General features: G+C 68.3%; 13 protein-coding genes. 4 read left to right on the forward strand and 9 right to left on the reverse strand.

What is annotated here, in order from left to right:
* Positions 1–672 (reverse strand): gamma-glutamyl-gamma-aminobutyrate hydrolase family protein (locus KK7_RS0116740; protein ID WP_010545798.1); only part of this gene is annotated, 672 nt, incomplete at its 3' end.
* A 286-nt stretch (positions 673–958) separates the two neighbouring features.
* Here KK7_RS0116740 and KK7_RS0116745 point away from each other — a divergent pair.
* The gene (locus KK7_RS0116745; RefSeq protein ID WP_010545799.1) at positions 959–1,477 is read left to right on the forward strand and encodes a thioredoxin family protein; all 519 of its coding nucleotides are present in this window, start codon (positions 959–961) and stop codon (positions 1,475–1,477) included.
* Between the two features lie 47 nt (positions 1,478–1,524).
* Here KK7_RS0116745 and KK7_RS0116750 read toward each other — a convergent pair whose 3' ends face one another.
* A complete protein-coding gene (locus KK7_RS0116750; RefSeq protein WP_010545800.1) occupies positions 1,525–3,675 on the reverse strand; it encodes a M3 family metallopeptidase in 2,151 nt (716 codons plus the stop codon).
* A 2-nt stretch (positions 3,676–3,677) separates the two neighbouring features.
* On the opposite strand from KK7_RS0116750, the gene KK7_RS0116755 reads away from it, so the two are divergent.
* Positions 3,678–3,857, forward strand: a complete 180-nt coding sequence (locus KK7_RS0116755) for a hypothetical protein (protein WP_029623378.1) — start codon at positions 3,678–3,680, stop codon at positions 3,855–3,857.
* A gap of 45 nt (positions 3,858–3,902) precedes the next feature.
* Here the strand turns inward: KK7_RS0116755 and KK7_RS0116760 are convergent, their stop codons facing one another.
* From KK7_RS0116760 to KK7_RS0116780, 4 genes are all read right to left on the reverse strand, one after another.
* Entirely contained in the window at positions 3,903–4,127 is a 225-nt protein-coding gene (locus KK7_RS0116760; RefSeq protein WP_010545801.1) for a hypothetical protein, read from the reverse strand.
* 115 nt (positions 4,128–4,242) lie between these two features.
* Positions 4,243–6,654 carry an ABC transporter permease gene (locus KK7_RS0116765; RefSeq protein ID WP_010545802.1) on the reverse strand — a complete coding sequence of 804 codons (2,412 nt, stop codon included), beginning with the start codon at positions 6,652–6,654 and terminating at the stop codon, positions 4,243–4,245.
* 94 nt (positions 6,655–6,748) lie between these two features.
* Entirely contained in the window at positions 6,749–7,429 is a 681-nt protein-coding gene (locus tag KK7_RS0116775) for an ABC transporter ATP-binding protein (protein ID WP_010545803.1), read from the reverse strand.
* A gap of 9 nt (positions 7,430–7,438) precedes the next feature.
* A complete protein-coding gene (locus tag KK7_RS0116780) occupies positions 7,439–8,722 on the reverse strand; it encodes an efflux RND transporter periplasmic adaptor subunit (protein WP_010545804.1) in 1,284 nt (427 codons plus the stop codon).
* 139 nt (positions 8,723–8,861) lie between these two features.
* Between KK7_RS0116780 and KK7_RS0116785 the strand changes: the two genes are divergently transcribed.
* Positions 8,862–10,106, forward strand: coding sequence for a sigma-54-dependent transcriptional regulator (locus KK7_RS0116785; protein ID WP_010545805.1), 1,245 nt, complete (start codon positions 8,862–8,864; stop codon positions 10,104–10,106).
* The gene (locus KK7_RS0116790; RefSeq protein ID WP_010545806.1) at positions 10,096–11,274 is read left to right on the forward strand and encodes a sensor histidine kinase; all 1,179 of its coding nucleotides are present in this window, start codon (positions 10,096–10,098) and stop codon (positions 11,272–11,274) included. The genes KK7_RS0116785 and KK7_RS0116790 overlap by 11 nt, the downstream gene beginning before the upstream one ends.
* Before the next feature lie 54 nt (positions 11,275–11,328).
* On the opposite strand, the gene KK7_RS0116795 is transcribed toward KK7_RS0116790, so the two are convergent.
* The 3 genes from KK7_RS0116795 to KK7_RS0116805 all read right to left on the reverse strand — a co-directional run bounded on the left by KK7_RS0116795 (position 11,329) and on the right by KK7_RS0116805 (position 16,052).
* Positions 11,329–12,498, reverse strand: a complete 1,170-nt coding sequence (locus KK7_RS0116795) for a pyridoxal phosphate-dependent aminotransferase (protein ID WP_010545807.1) — start codon at positions 12,496–12,498, stop codon at positions 11,329–11,331.
* A 36-nt stretch (positions 12,499–12,534) separates the two neighbouring features.
* Entirely contained in the window at positions 12,535–13,350 is an 816-nt protein-coding gene (locus tag KK7_RS0116800) for a sulfite exporter TauE/SafE family protein (protein WP_010545808.1), read from the reverse strand.
* An 89-nt stretch (positions 13,351–13,439) separates the two neighbouring features.
* Positions 13,440–16,052, reverse strand: a complete 2,613-nt coding sequence (locus KK7_RS0116805) for a TonB-dependent receptor plug domain-containing protein (RefSeq protein WP_010545809.1) — start codon at positions 16,050–16,052, stop codon at positions 13,440–13,442.
* Positions 16,053–16,265 lie beyond the last annotated feature (213 nt).

Below are 16,265 nucleotides of genomic sequence, written 5' to 3' on the forward strand. Positions count from 1 at the left end.
CCCACCCGCCAGCACATCGGCGCCGCAGGGGCGGGCGGAAACGGCCTCGATCAGCCCGTCCGAGCTGGCGAGCGCCTCCACCGACAGGCCCGCACCCAGCCGGTCGATGCCCTCGCGGTGCACCGAGTTGACGAGGACCCGCGTCGGCTGGTCCTCTCCCGCCAGCAGTCCGCCGGCGGCGAGTTCCACCATGTGCCGCTGCTCGAACAATGCCTCGAACGGCACGTCCTCCGGATGATGATGTTCGTCGCCGAGATCGCGGCGGAGCGAGCCGCCGAACAGCACATTGATCTCCTGGAGCCCGCGGCAGATGCCGAAGACCGGCCGGCCGCTCTCGATCATCCGCTCGGCCAGTGCGAAGGCGACCCGGTCGCGCTGCGCGTCGGATCGCGACTCCGGTGCCGCGCGGCCGCCATAATGATGGGCCTCGACGTCCGACCGCGATCCGGTGAGCAGCAGGCCGTCCAGCCGTCCGGCCAGCGCGGTCACATCGGCGACCTCGACCAGCGCCGGCACCAGCAGCACCGTCGCCTCCGCGATCCGCGACAACGGCTCGAGGAAGCGGCTGGCGACGACCTGAACCGGCCGATCCGCCACTTCGTTGCAGCACAGCACACCGATCACCGGGCGGGTGGCTGCCAAAGGCAGGTCGCGGCGTGTGAAGCGGCTCATGCGCTCGTTCCCGGGCTGTAGCCGGCGAAGAGGACGAAGCAATTGAGCGCCATGAGCCTTCTCCAACAACGACAACCGGCGCGCGAACGTCTATCATGGCCGTAGGATTATCAGCGAAGAAAAATTTGGCGGGACCCAAGCGGGCAGCGACCTCCGGCCCGTTCGGGAGCGGTGCCTAAAGCTACACTTTGCCGCCGGCGCAGATTTCCTGGGATGGAAATCCCATCACGCCGGTGGGAGCTTCGAGTGTCCTAAGCGCCATCCTGCGCCCACCGATGGAGTTGCCATGCGCCGCCTGCTTGCCGCCGTGCTCCTTGCGTCCACCACGACGCTTCTCGCTGCCGCACCGGCGCCCAAGCCTGCACCTCGGGTCGGCATCGCCAGTTTCGAGGCGCTGCCCAAGCCGTTGCCGCTGCCCTATGACGAGAGGGCGGATGCGGACGCGGTGGTGAAGGCGGCAAGGGCGCGGGCGATCAAGGCACACAAGCTGCTGCTGATAGACCTGGGCGGCAACTGGTGCCTCGATTGCCGCCTGCTCGCCGGAACGATCGAACTGCCCACGCTCAAGCCCTGGGTCGAACGTCATTACGAGATCGTGGCCGTCGACATCGGCCGGTTCGATCGCAACCTCGCCATTCCTGCCCGCTACGGCGCCGGCGCGAAGCTCGAAGGGGTGCCGGCACTGCTCGTCGTCGATCCGAGGACCGACAAGCTGCTCAACGGCGGGCGGGTTTCCGCGCTGGCCGATGCCCGCAGCCTGACGCCCCAGGCGCTGGCCGACTGGCTGGCGCAGTGGCCCCGCTGATCGGGTGAGCGCAGCACCGCGTCGTCCGCGGCGCTGCGTTCTTTCCTTCAGTTGCCCTTGCCCGGCTCGATCCGCGTCCCGTCGGCGTTCAGCCCGAGATCCTTGAGCAGCGGCGCCACCTGCGGATCGGCACCGTTGAAGGCGCGGAACATCGGGGCATAGTCCTCGGTATGGCCCTTCGACAGGACCATTTCGCGGAAGCGCTGTCCGTTGGCGCGGGTCATCCCGCCATGCTGCTCGAACCAGTTGAACGCGTTCGCGCTCAGCATCTTGGTCCACATATAGGCGTAATAGCCGGCCGAATAGCCATTGCCCCAGATGTGGAGGAAGTAGCTGGAGCGATAGCGCGGCGGCACGTCGGTCACGTCCAGGCCGGTGGCGGCGAGCGCCTTCTGCTCGAACGCATCGGCATCCTGCTTGCCGTCCGCGGCGGCCAGCGAGTGCCAGCTCATGTCCATCTCGGCGGCGGCAAGCGCCTCACCGAACGAATAGCCCGAATTGAAGGTGCCTGCGCGCTTGATCTTGTCGACCAGCGCCTGCGGAATGACGCTGCCGTCCTTGTAGTTGACGGCATAGTGGGGGAGCACCTTGGGATCGAGCGCCCAATGTTCGTTGAACTGCGACGGAAACTCCGCGAAGTCCCGCGCGACGTTGGTGCCGGATACGCTGGGATAGGTCTGGTTCGCGAACAGGCCGTGTAGCGCATGGCCGAATTCGTGGAACATCGTCGTCACGTCGTCGAAGCTGATCAGCGCGGGCTGGCCGGGGGCGGGCTTGGTGAAGTTGCAGCTGTTGTAGATCACCGGCTTGGTGCCGAGCAGCTTCGACTGGTTGACGAAGTTCGACATCCACGCGCCGCCATTCTTGTTGTCGCGCTTCCAGAAGTCGAAATACATCAGGCCCACCGGCGTGCCGTTTTCCTCGCGCACCTCATAGACCATCACGTCCGGCTGATAGACGGGCAGGTCGGTACGGCGGGTGAAGGTGAGGCCATAGAGCTGGTTGGCGGCGTAGAACACGCCGTCGGTCAGCACCTTGTTGATCTCGAAATAGGGCTTCAGCTCGTCCTGGTTGAGGTCGTATTTCGCCTTGCGGACCTGCTCCGAATAATAGTCCCAGTCCCAGGGCTTGAGCTGGAAGTTGCCGCCGCTGGCCTGGATTTGCGCCTGCAGCTCGGCCCCCTCCCGACGCTGTTCGGCGGCGACCGGCGTGCCCAGCCGCTGCATGAAGCCCAGCGCGGTCTTCGGCGTCTTTGCCATCTGGTCCTGCAGCACATAATCGGCCCAGGTGGCGAAGCCCAGCAGCTTGGCCTTCTGCGCGCGGAGCAGCGCGATCTGCGCGATGGTGTCGCGCGTGTCGTTGGCGTCGCCCTTCTCCGCGCGGGTCCAGCTGGCCTCGAACAGCGCCTCGCGGGTCGCACGGTCCTTCAGCGTCGCCAACTCGGGCTGCTGGGTCGTGTTATGGAGCGTGATCACGTACTTGCCGGCTAGGCCGCGCGCCTTGGCGGCCTCTTCGGCAGCGGCGATCTCGGCATCGGAGAGACCGGCCAGCTTCGCCTTGTCGTCCACCACCAGTGCGCCCGCCTTGGCGGCTGCGAGCAGCTTCTGCTGGAAGGCGGTCTCCAGCGTCGAAAGCTGGGCATTGAGCTTGCTCAGCGCCGTCTTGTCGGCGGGCGACAGCTTGGCGCCGGCGCGGACCATGTTCTCATAGGTGAGGGTGAGCACCTGAAGCTGCTCGGCATCCAGCCCCAGCGACTGGCGCTGGTCATACAGCGTCTTCACCCGTGCGAACAGCGCCGGATTCAGCGCGATCGCATCGGCATGCGCCGCAAAGGCGGGGGCAAGGTCGGCCTGGGTCTTCTGCAGCGTGTCGTCGGTGTTGGCGCCGACCACGCCGTAGAACGCCATGGTTGCGCGTTCCAGCAGGCGGCCCGACCGCTCGAGCGCGGCGATCGTGTTCTCGAAGGTGGCTGCGCTGCGAACCCGGGTGATCGCGGCGATTTCGGCGCGCTGTTCGGCCATGCCTGCCAGCAGGGCAGGCGCATAGTCGCTGCTCTTGATCCTGTCGAACGGCGGGGCCTGGAAGGGCAGCGTGCTCGGCTTGGCGAACGGGTTGGCGGCGGGCAACGGCGCGGCGGTCTGGGCCAGGGCGGTGGTCGACATCAGCAGGATCGTGGCGGTAGCGGCGAGCAGGCGCATGGATGCTCCATCGGCAAGATTATGTCGCGATCGATGCGCCCGCCGGCGCGGCAGGTCAATGCTGCATGGCGCTGGTCCCGGCGCGCTATTCGTGGCGCAGGGTGCGGCTGGCGCGCAGCGATCGGCCGAGCATCGTCGCCACGGCAATGGCGGTGGCGTTCGCGCTCGCAGATAGAAAGTAGAGCGGTGACAGCGGGCGAACCCGGCCAGCCATGCGAGCGCCGCTCCTAGCGCCGTTCGGGCGTGCGCGTGCCGCCGCCCCGGATGCGCGGGCCGACAAGGCCGGGGAAATCCTTCCGCATCTGCTCCGGCTTGTCCGGCATCGTGGCCGGATAGGCGCCGTTGAACGGGCTGCCGGGGAACTGCACCGCGGTGTCCACCCGGTAGATCCGGTCGTAGCCCGGCACCCAGCCCTCGAAGCCGGTTTCGAAGCGGACATAGAGGGCGAGCACCAGGAAGGCGGCGATCCCTACCGCCAGCCCGCCGATGGTGAGCGCGGCAAACAGCTTGTCGCGGGTGAGCGCCCGGTACAGGGCGACAAAAGCGGGCGGGGCATGGCCATTGGTCCTATTCGTAGCGCAGGGCGCGGGCGGGTTCGGCGCGGGCGACCCGCCAGGACTGGCCGATCACGGTGGCAATGGCGATCAGTACCGCCAGCGCCGAGGCGAGCACGAAATAGACGGGGGACAGGCCGATCCTGTCGTCGAAGGTCGAGAGCCAGCGCTGCATCGCCACCCAGGCCAGCGGCCAGGCGATGAGGTTGGCGATCAGCACCGGTCGCAGGAACTTCACCACCAGCAGCTGGAGCACGTCGCGGGTGGAGGCGCCCAGCGCCTTGCGGATGCCGATCTCCTTGATCCGCCGCGTCGTGTCGAAGGCGGCCAGGCCATAGAGGCCGATGCAGCCGATCCCGATCGCCAGCACCGCGCCCATGGTGAACAGGCGGGTGCGCTGGGCGTCCTGCTCGTAATAGCGCTTGTAGAGATTTTCCTCGACGGTGCGGCCGCTGAACGGTTCGGTGGGGGCAATGCGCTTCCATGCCGCTTCGATCGCGTCGGCGGTGGGGCGGGGGTCGCCGGTGTAGCGGATGGTGACGAAGGCGCCGCCAAAGGGATAGCTGCTGAAGTTGTAGACGACGCCGCCTACCGGCTCGCGCGGCCCCCGGAAGCGGAGATCGTCCACCACGCCGATCACGGTCATCGCGCCGTCTCCGCCCAATGGCTTGCCGATCGCGTCCTGGGGGCTGCGGAAGCCCAGCTTCGCGACGGCATCGCGATTGAGCACGACGCTGTAGGGCGTCTGGCTGCCCTTGATGCGCAGCGCAAAATCGTCCCCCGGATGCGCTCGGTCGAACACGCGGCCGGCGATCCGTCGCGCCCCGAAGGTTTCGAAATAATTGTCGCCCACCTGTACCTTCATCAGCGACGGCTTGATCGTGGCTTCCTTGCCCGGCTGGAAGATCGTCGAGTGGTTGGTCATGTTCTGGTCGCCCGGCGCATTTTGTGCCGAGGTCACGCCGGTCACGCCGGGCACCGCGGCAAAGGCGCGGAGCAGCGCCGCCTTCTGGTCCTTGCCCAGCGAGTCCGAATAGTAGGAACGGACCACGTAGAGGCCGTCGCGCGGGAAGCCGAGGTCCGCGGCCTGCACATGGGCAGTCTGCGCGAGCATCACCGTCGTGCCGATCGCAAAGGCGATGGCAATGGCGAACTGGACGATTACGAGGGCGGCGCGCAGCCGGGCACCGGCCTTGCCGCCGCCCGGCGCGCGCGCGGAGGCCAGCACCGCTGCAGGGCGGAAGCCGGCCAGCACCGCCGCCGGGTACAGGCCGGCGATCCCGCCTACCAGAAGCACGAGCACCAGCAGGGCGGGCATGATGCTGTTCGCACCCCAATAGTGGATCGTCAGATTCAGCCCGCCTAGGCTGTTCAGGAACGGCAGGGCAAGTTCCGCCAGCGCGAGACCGATCAGCGCGGCGAGCGCAACCGTCGCGACTGCCTCGATCAGGAACTGGCGGACCAGCGCGCGGCGGGTGCCGCCCAGCACCTTGCGCACCGCCACCTCGCGGGCCCGCAGTCCGGCGCGGGCGGTGGCCAGGTTGATGTAATTGACGATGGCGATGAGCAGCGTCAGCGCACCCACGGCACCCAGCGTGGTCACCACCGCATTGTCCGCCGGATCGAACAGATGGTGCGCGGTAAGCGGCCGCAGCGACTGTTCCCATTCCCCCTTCTTGATATTGTCCCCGAACACCCGGCGTGCGGCGAACCGGTGCAGCTCTCCTTCGAACGCCTTGGCCGCGGCCGCGTCGGGGAAGTGCAGCAAGGTGGCAAGCGAGGTGCTGCCCCAATGATCGAACCATTCGCTCGCAAAGCGCGCGCGGTTCATCGGCACGTAGATTTCGGAGGTCAGGCTCTGGTCCTTGCGGTTGTCCGCGATCACCGCGCCGACGCGGTAGCTGTAGGTCTTGTCACCGATGACGATGGTGAGCGTCCGCCCGAGCGGCGACCCGGTGCCGAAATAGGTGGTCGCGACCCGCTGGGTGATCACCATGGTGTCCGGATCGGCGAGCGCCCGGGTGGGATCGCCGGCGATCACCGGCAGCCGCACCAGCTGGAAATAGTTGGGATCGACCGCGGTCAGATCCTCCGAACTGCTCACGGAGCCCTGCCGGACGATGCCGCCCAGCGGCCAGAAGCGGGTGCCGACCAGTTGGGGATAGTCGGCACGGAGATGCTCGAGCTCGGCGCCCATGGTGTAGGGGCTCGGCGTCTCCGGATAGCCGGGCATGTGGTAGGTTTCCTGGATCATGTAGAGCCGGTCCGCGCCGGGGATCCACCGGTCGAACCCGGTCTCGAACCGCACGAACAGATACAGCACCAGGAACACCGCGATGCCGAGCGCGAGTCCGCCGATGTTGAGCGCGGCGAACAATTTGTGGCGGGTAAGCGATCGGTAGAAGCTGATCAGCGCGGAGGTCATGGCGTCACTCCCGGTTCGCGGGTGGTGGAAAGATGGCGGAGCAGGGCGACGGCGAGGAGCAGCAGCACCAGCACCGTCAGCACACGATCGAGCTTCACGCCGCCCGCCGCACCGCAGAGAGGATCCGCCCGTCGAGCATGTGCACCGTGCGCCTGGCGATATCGGCATGGGCGGGCGAGTGGGTGACCATCACGATCGTCGCGCCGTCGGCGTTGAGGCGGGTGAGGATGTCCATCACCTGCGCGCCGTTCTCGGTATCCAGATTGCCGGTCGGTTCGTCGGCGAGGATCAGCTTCGGCTCCCCCACGATCGCGCGGGCAATCGCCGCGCGCTGCTGCTGGCCGCCCGAAAGCTGGTGGGGATGGTGGTTGCGGCGGTGGGCGATGCCCACCCGGTCCATCGCGGCGTCCACCCGCTCGCGCTTCTCGCGCGCCGGCATCGACCGATAGGCGAGCGCCAGCGCGACATTCTCGGCGATGGTCAACTCGTCGATCAGGTTGAAGCTCTGGAACACGAAGCCCAGCCGGTCGCGGCGGAGCCGGGCCAGCTGCGCCTCGGGCACCTTGGCGATGTCCTCGCCCTCGAACAGATAGGCGCCGCTGGTCGGGCGGTCGATCGTGCCGAGGATGTTGAGCAGGGTCGACTTGCCGCAGCCCGAGGGGCCCATGATGGCGAGGAATTCCCCCGCCTCGACGGTGAGGTCGATCTCGGTGAGCGCGGTCGTCTCGACCTCGTCGGAGCGATAGGCGCGGTGGATGGCGTTGAGCTGGATCATGGCGGGTTCCTATCGGAGGAGCAGGGTCTGGTAGGGGGCGTAGGTAGTCAGCGGCGTGGTCACGATGCGGTCGCCGGGGGCGAGGCCGCTGGTGACTTCCACCTGATCGGGATTGCGGCGGCCGGTGGTGATCGCCCGGCGCACGGCGCGGTTGTCGCCGGTCAGCACGAAGGCGGTGGTGCCGCCGGCATCGAGCCAACCGCCCGCGGGGGCGACCACCGCCGGGCGATCGGCACCGAGGGTGAGGCGCACGTCCAGCGTCTGGCCGCGGTTCAGGCCTGCGGGCGGCGCGCTCTTGAAGCCGAGTTCGACACGAAATCGCCCTTCGGTGACTTGGGGCAGGACCTTGATCACGGTCAGCGGCAGGCTGCGCCCGTCAAGATCGGCGACGGCGTTGAGGCCGGTGCGGACGCGACCGAGATAGAATTGATCGACGTCTGCGATGAGCTTCCAGGCGCGCTCGGAATCTACCTGCCCCACCGTATCGCCGGGCTTGATCATCTGCCCCGGTTGGAGCGTGAAGGCGGTCAGCCGCCCGGCGACGGGCGCGCGCACCACCAGCGCGGCAAGGCCGGCGCGGGTCATGGCCAGGCTCTCGCGCAGTTCGCCGGCGGTGGCGTTCACGCCGGAGGACTGGTCGGCGAGCATCCGCCCGGCCTCGGCGGCGCTGCGGGTGAGCGCGGCCAGGCGCGCGCGCTGGTACGTCACCTCTTCGCGCAGCGGGGTGACGGCGGCGGCGGTGACGATCTGCTTGTCGAACAGGATCTGCTTCTGGCGCAGCAGCGCCTCGGCCTTGGCAAGTTCGTTGCGGGCGGCGGCGATGTCGCGCTCGGTCTGCTCGCGGCTCTGCTGGATCGACAGCCGCTGGCCGCTGATCGCGCTCAGCTGCCCGGCGATGTTGGCGGAGCGGCTGGCGACGTCGAGCGCCAGCGTCGGGTTGGCGAGCCGGGCGAGCGGGGCGCCCGCGGCAACCGACTGGCCGTCGCTGGCGATCAGCGCCTCGACCTGCCCGCCGCTGATCGCGGTGACGTAGACGGTCTGGAGCGGGGCGACCTGCGCGCGCAGCGGCACATAATCGGCGAAGGCGGCGCGGGCGACGGGCGCGATGCGGATCGTCGCCGCATCGACTGCCAGCGAGCCCGAACCGGGCAGAAACCGCCAGAGCCCGAGCGCAGCGGCGACCGCGAGGATGCCGATACCGATCCGGACCAGCAGCCTGCGCCGGCGCGCATGCGGGCGCTCGATCCGCCGATCCATCGCGGCGCCGTTGGTGTGAAGAGGCGTAACGTCCATGGCCGCCAGTGTACGGCAGTCAGTCGATCAGTCCTAAAGGGCTGATATGGTTATGAAATTATGAAAGGGCTGGCGCTCCGGGCGAACAGTGTTCAAGCTAGTGTCCGATTCCGAACACTCGTCTGGAGCGGTCAAGCCTGTGCCAACCGAATCGCCGACCATCCTGGTGATCGACGACGATCCCGACATCGTCCGCGCCGCGACCCTGCTGCTCGAGCGGAACGGCATGCGGGTGTGCGGTGCGGCGGATCCCGATGCCGCCTGGGTGCGGCTGGCCGAGGGCCCGGTCGATGCGATCCTGCTCGATCTCAACTTCGCGCGCGGGCGGACCAGCGGGGAGGAGGGCTTCCGCATGCTCGACCGGCTGATCGCGGCCGATCGCAACGCGGTGGTGGTCGTCGTCACCGGGCATAGCGGCATCGCGGTGGCGGTGCAGGCGATGCGCGGCGGGGCGAGCGACTTCGTGATCAAGCCGTGGAGCAACGAGCGGCTGCTCGCGACCGTGGAGCGCGCCGTGGCGCTGCGCCGGGCCAGGCTGGCGGCGGCACCGGCGCCGACGGGGGAGGAGGCGCTGCTGCTCCTCGGCGAGGCGCCTGCGATCGAGGCGGCACGCGGGCTGGTCGCGCGCGTGGGGCCGACCGATGCGGCCGTGCTGCTCACCGGTCCGGCAGGCAGCGGCAAGACGCTGGCGGCGCAGCTGCTCCACCGCGCTTCCCCGCGCGCAGAACGGCCGCTGGTGGTGCTGGATGCCGCGGTGGCCGATCTGCCGACGATCGAGGCGCGCCTGTCCGATGCGGAGGGGGCGACGCTGCTGATCGAGGCGGTGGACCAGCTTGCCCCGGAGCTCCAGCCCGAACTCGCCCGCCGCCTTGGCGGTATCCGCGCGATCGCGACCAGCCGGCGCGACCGGGCCGGCACCCGCACGGCGCTGCGCGACGACCTGCGCTTCCGGCTCAACACCGTGGAGATCGATCTGCCGCCGCTCGCCGGGCGGGGAGACGACGCGCTGCTGCTCGCCCGCCATTTCTGCGCGCTGTTCGCCGGCCGCTACGGCCAGCCGCTGCGCCCGCTGACCGACGAGGCCGCCCGCGCCATCGCCGCCGATCCCTGGCCGGACGGCGTCCATGGCCTGCGCCAGGCGATCGAGCGTGCCGTGCTGCTCGGCGGCGGCGAGGTCATCGATGTCTCCGCCCTGGGACTTGTTCTGGCCGAGGACGCGCTGGAGCCGCGGGCGATCAGGGCAGACCTGCACATCGGCCGCAGCGAGGCGGCGCTGGTCTCGGCGGCGCTCAAGCGGCACGCCTTCAACGTCAGCCGTGCCGCCGCCGAGCTGGGACTGACACGGGCGGCGCTCTATCGGCGGATGGCGAAATATGGGCTCTAGGGGCTGGGCGGCGCTGCTGCGGGGGATCTTGCTGCTGCTGGCCGGCGGCGCCTTTGCGGTGGCCTGGGGGGCGGGGCTCTATGCCAGCGCGCTGGTGGCGGCACTGGCGGCGCTGTGGGGCGTCGCCACCGGTATCGCCGAGGCCCGGCGGCCGAAGCTGGTGGCCGTTGCCGCGCCGGCGCTGGCGCCCGATCCTGCGCACCGCGAGCGGCGGCTGACCGCGCTGCTCGATCTCTCGCCCGCGCCGATCGTGACGCTGGACGGCGAAGGGCGCCTCCATGCGATCAATCGCGCGGCGCGGCGGCTGTTCGGCGCCGCCGATCTGGTCGCCGACCCGCCGCCCGGGCTGGTCGCGGCGATCGGCGACGTTTCCGCCCGCGCGGCGACGGTGGCGATCGGCGGCCGAAGCTATGCGCTCACCACCAGCGACCTCGCGCTCGGCGGCGCCGAGACGCGGCTGGCCGCGCTGATCGACATCGACGCCGAACTCAAGGCGGCGGAGGCCGCGACGCTGCGCGATCTGGTGCAGGTGCTGAGCCACGAGATCGTCAACGCGCTTACCCCCATCGCCTCGCTCAGCCGCACGGCGGCGGACATGCTGGAAGACGATGCCCCGTCGCTCCCCGCCCTGCGCGACGCGGTGGGCACCGTGGCGCGCCGTGCGGCGGGCCTGCAGCGCTTCGGCGAGGCCTATCGCTCGCTCGCGCGGCTGCCGGCGCCGCGCGTCGCTGCGCTCGACCTGCTGGAGGTCGCCGCCGATCTGGTCCGCCTGTTCGCGACCCGCTGGCCGGGGCTGCCGCTGGCGTTCGAAGGGGGCGCGCCGATCCGCCTTCAGGGCGATGCGGACCAGCTGAGCGCGGCGCTGTGGGCCCTGCTCCAGAATGCGGCGGAGGCTGCCGGCGGCGGCGGCGAGGGGCAAGTGGGCCTGTCGCTGTGGCGTGACGAGCGTGCTGCCTATTGGCAGGTATGGGACAATGGCCCCGGCGTGGCGCCGTCAGATCGGGGCGCGATCTTCCGTCCCTTCTTCACTACCAAGTCGCAGGGCAGCGGCGTCGGGCTGGCACTGGCGCGGCAGATCCTGCTGTCACATGGCGGGGATCTGGTGCTGGTGGAAGGCGGGGGTGGCGCGCGGTTCGAGGCGACATTGCCGATCGTGCCGCCGGCCTGAAAACAAAACAGACCCGCGCCGCCAGGGAGCGGCGCGGGCCAGGTGCCACAGCAATCAGGCCATCAACACCTTGTCGACGGCGATGCGGAACTTCTCCATGTCGGCGGCCGAGCCGACGGTGACGCGCGACATGGTGGGATAGGCGGTCCAAGAACGGCCGATCTGCACGTTCTGGGCGAGCAGCGCCGCCATCATCTCCTTCGGTGCCTTCCCCTTCCATTCGGTCATGAACATGTTGGCATGGCTGCCCGGCAGCACCTTCAGCCCGCGGTTCTGAAGATGGGCGATCGTCTTCTCGCGCACCGCGATCATCTCGTCGCGCCGCGCCTTGATCTCGGACGCCAGCGGGATCGAGGCGGTGCCGCACGCCACCGCCGTCATCGGCAGCATGTTGGTCACCTGCATGCCGTCATAGCGCATCATCTTGTCGTGCAGCGACGGCGCCGCGAAGGTGAGGCCCAGCCGCATGCCGGCCATGCCGAACAGCTTGGAGAAGGTGCGCATCACCAGCACGTCGTCGCGGGCGGCGACCAGCTTGGCGGCGTTGGGCACGTCGGCGAAGTGGATATAGGCCTCGTCGACGATCAGCACCGCGTCCTTGGGCTTGTTCTCGGCCAGCCAGACGATGTCGGCGATCGGCGTCAGCGTGCCGGTGGGATTGTTGGGCGAGCAGACATAATAGAGCCCGGCATTGGGGTCCGCCGCCAGCATCGCCTTCACGTCGTGCTGATATTGGGGGCCGAGCGGGGCCTTGGTGACCTTGGCGCCGATCCAGGCGCCGGTGCGCCAGATCTGCTCATAGGTGGGATCGGCGGTCACGATCCCGCGCGCGGGCGAGGCGAAGGTCACGGCGGCGCGGTTCAGCGGGTCGCTCGATCCCGGCCAGGCCTTGATGTGCGTAGCGGGCAGTCCTTCCACGGCGGAGACGGCGGCGAACAGCTTGGCATGCTCGTCGTTCGGCTCGTAGCGATTGCCCTCCATCACGATCTTCATCGCGGCATTGGCACCGGCGGGCAGCGGCCCGGTCCAGCATTCGTTCGAGCCGATGCGGACGGCGCCGACCACCGCCTTGGCCGATTGCTGGGCGAAGGCAGGCGCCGCGCGACCGAGCGCCACGGTGCCGCCGAGCAGGGCGGCGATGCGGCCCATGTCGCGGCGCGAATAGCCCCGGCCGCGCAGGTCTTCGGTGATCTCGGGCGTGCGGAGGGTTTCGAGGATGGTCATGTCGAGGGTCTCCCTGTTGTCTGTCGAAGACGCGCGTCAGAACTTCAGCGCATTGTGGAACATCACGAAGGCGATCACGATGAGGTAAATGCCGAATACCCGCTTCAGCATCGCCGGCTGTAAAGCATGGGCAGCTGCGACTCCGAGCGGCGCGGTAAGCATCGACATCGAGGCAATCGCCACCGTCGCCGGCAGGTTGACGAAGCCGAACGAGCCCCAGGGGAGCCCCGGCTCGTGCAGCCCGATGATCGCGAAGCCGATCGCGCTGGGCACCGCGATCAGCGTGCCGATGCCGCTCGCCGTTCCCACCGCGCGGTGGATCGATCGGCCGCACAGCGTCATCACCATGATCGCGATGGTGCCGCCGCCGATGCCGAGCAGCGACGAGAAGGTGCCGAGCCCCCCGGCGATGGCGACGCGGGCGACGCCCATCGGCATCTCGTCGCGGATCACCCGGTTGCCGAGACGCGGCACCAGGAAGTTGATCGACATCAGCAGCACGCCGCTGGCGAACACCAGCGTCAGCACCCGGCCGTCGACATGGCTGGCGAGCAGCACGCCGATGCCGTCGCCCAGCACCACCCAGGGCGCCCAGGTCTTGAGGATCTCGAAATCGACCGATCCGCGCTTGTGGTGGCTCATCACCGATCGGATCGAGGTGATGATGATTGTCGCGGCGGAGGTGCCGATCGCGACATGGGCATATTGGTGCTGTTCACCGCCCAGCAGCGGCAGCATCACCAGCAGGGCGGGGACGACGACGAACCCGCCGCCAATGCCGAAGACGCCGCCGGCGAAACCGGCAGCGAGCCCGGCGGCCAGCAGACCCAGCAGGGGAATCAGCCAGTCCATGGATGAGGAAAGCAAAGCGCATCACTCCCGGTATATGTTCTTGCATGCGAACGGGCCGGCCGGGGGTGCACGCCCCGGCCGGCAAGGCTTCAGAATTTCACGGTGATCCGGCCGTAATAATAGCCGCCGTTGATCCCGTAGGGCGAGATCGTCGGATAGAGATTGCTCGAATAGGTGCGCGATCCCGAGATGAGCTGGGGATTGCGGATATTCTCCGCCGAGCGTTCGGTCGGATAATGGTTGAACAGGTTGTTGGCGCCGATCGAGAGCCGCACCGGCTTGACGACCTCGACGGTCAGCTCGGCATCGGTGATGAAGGCGGCGTTGACCGGCACGATGGTGTCGGCGCCCCGCAGCGGGCTGTTGCCGGGCGTCGATTCCAGCGCATAGACGCGGGAGTAATAGCTTTCGCGCAGGTTGAGGCTGAAGATGCCGCGCGTCCAGAAGGCGCCGAACGTCGCGCGGAACTTGGGGGTGCTGTTCTCCAGCTGCACCAGGCTGTAGCGATCGATCAGCGCCGAGCGGCTGGGATCGGTGCGGTTGACGTAGAGCGGCGCGGGCAGGCCGGAGATGCCGCGCACCTTGTTCTCATTGTAATTGGCGGTCAGCGACCAGTCGACGGTGCCGAGATCGCCCAGGTCGGTCATGTAATTGGCGGTGAAGTCGATGCCGCGTGTGCGCACTTTGGCGCCGTTGACGAAGGTCTGCACCGCCACCGATCCGTCGATGTTCCGCTCGCCGTTGACGTCGAGCAGCACATAGCTGGGGATCGAGCCGCCAAGCGCGGCGGCGACGGCGTTGTACACCGAGCTCTGGTTGTAGGTCAGATAGTTGTCGGCATTGTAGGCGACGCAGCGGCTGGCGTTGGATCCGGCATAGTTCTGCGGGCAATACTGGCCGCGGAAGCCGTAGAAGGAGCTGGAGATCAGGATCCGGTCGCGAATGTCGATCCAGTAGCCGTCCACCGTCACGCTCAGCCGCTTGGCCGGGTGGAAGACGAAGCCGGCGCTGAAGTTGGTCGACTTTTCCGGCTTGAGGCCGCCGAAGCCCAGCGCCGCGCCCGCCGCCGAATTGGCGGGCAGCACGCCCGAGATGCCGCTGGGGGCGACGTTGATGCCCGAATAGAAGCCCTCGGCCAGCGTCGGCGCGCGGAAGCCGGTGGAGACGGTGCCGCGGATCGCGAAGGCGCTCGACAGGTCGTAGCGGCTGGTCAGCTTGAACACGGTGGTGTCGCCGAAGTCGCTGTAATGCTCGTGGCGGATCGCGCCATCGATCAGCCACGCGGCGACCGGCTTGATGCTCAGGTCGAGATATTGCGAGAAGTTGGTGCGGCGGTGGTTGCCGGCATCGTTGGGGCTGTAGCCGAAGAAGGATTGCGCGCCGCCGCCATAATAGGAGGCGGGATCGCCGGAGACGATGCCATAGGTATCGCGGCGCCACTCCAGGCCGCCGGCGAGGTTGGCGGGTTCGGCCAGGCCCAGCTCGATCGGATAGGTCAGGTCGAGCGTGTTGGTCCACTGGCTGGCCTTGAAGTCGCCATTGTGGAACTCGGTGGGGGTGAAGCCGGTCGCGCGATAGAGCTGCGCGTTGCCGGAGTTCTCGACATGCACGCCGACGAAATCGTCGCCATAGGTGGAGGCGATGTCGAAGGTGCCGGCGCCGAGCGGCCCCTTGAAGCCGGTGGTGACGGCATAGTCGGTCTCGCGCACCGCCTCGAGCGGCTGGAAGCCGGCGGGGTAGAAGGGCACGCCGGCGGCGCTGACGATCACGTCGGGCGTGCGGACATTCTCATAGGCACGGGCATATTTGTGGCCGTAGCTGCCGAAGGCGTAGAGTTCATAGCCGCCGCCGAAATCATAGCCGGCATTCGCCATCACCGAGGTCTGGTCGATCGAGGGATCGCCGAGAATGCGGTTGGTATAGGGATAATAGGGCAGATTTCTGATCGCCGGGTAGAGCGAGAGGTAGCGCCTGGCGACGGCGTTGTCGCCATAGACCTGGGGGTTGATGTCCCCCCGGAAACTGAAGCCCTTGCGCTTCTTCTCCACCGTCAGGTTGACGAAGGCGTTCTCGAACGGCGCGAAACCGACATTGGCCGCGATCGCGTAGGTCTTGCCGCCCTGGTCGTAATAGCGGCCGCCGGTGGCGGTCAGCATGCCGCCATGATCGGCCTTCTTCTGGATGATGTTGATCACGCCGGCGATGGCATCGGTGCCGTATTGCGCGGCGGCGCCGTCCTGCAGCACCTCGATATGGTCGATCGACAAGGGCAGAATGAAGCTGATGTCGGGCGCGGCGCTGCCGCCGAAGGGGCCGCCGGCGATCGAGACGTTGGCGGTGCCGTGGCGGCGCTTTCCGTTCAGCAACACCAGCGTGTGGTTGGGGCTGAGGCCGCGCAGCTTCATCTGCAGGTTGTGCGCCTGGAGGTCGCTGCCGAATGCCTGTGCCTGCACGCTCGGCAGGTTCTGGGCGAGCGCCTGGATCAGGTCCGGCTGACCGGTGCGGGCAAGCTCGGCCGAGCTCAGCAGTTGGATCGGCGCGGGGCTGTCCGCGGCGCGAAGGCCGGTGACGCGGGTACCGGTGACGATGATGTCGCCTCCGTCCTGCACCGGCGCGGCCAGTTCCTGCGCGAAGGCGGGTGTGGCGCCGAGCGCCAGGGTAATGGCCAGAACCGTGAACGAAGCCGTTTCGCGAAATTGCATTCGATCGTGCCCCCCGAAGGCTGATGGTTGTCGTTCGTGTCGTTCCTCAGAAGCGGACGGATTTTCTCGCGTTTCTCGTTGCCGGTGCCGGCCTGCCCGGGACGCGAGGGTCCATGCCCGGAAGCGCGCTGGCGCCGTCGGGCGGGAGGGGCGACACTGGGGTACGCCAGGGCGGACGGGTCCGGAGACGTTGCCGCACATCACCATGCCGCG

The sequence above is a fragment of the Sphingomonas elodea ATCC 31461 genome, from assembly GCF_000226955.1.
Taxonomy (GTDB): Bacteria; Pseudomonadota; Alphaproteobacteria; order Sphingomonadales; family Sphingomonadaceae; genus Sphingomonas; species Sphingomonas elodea.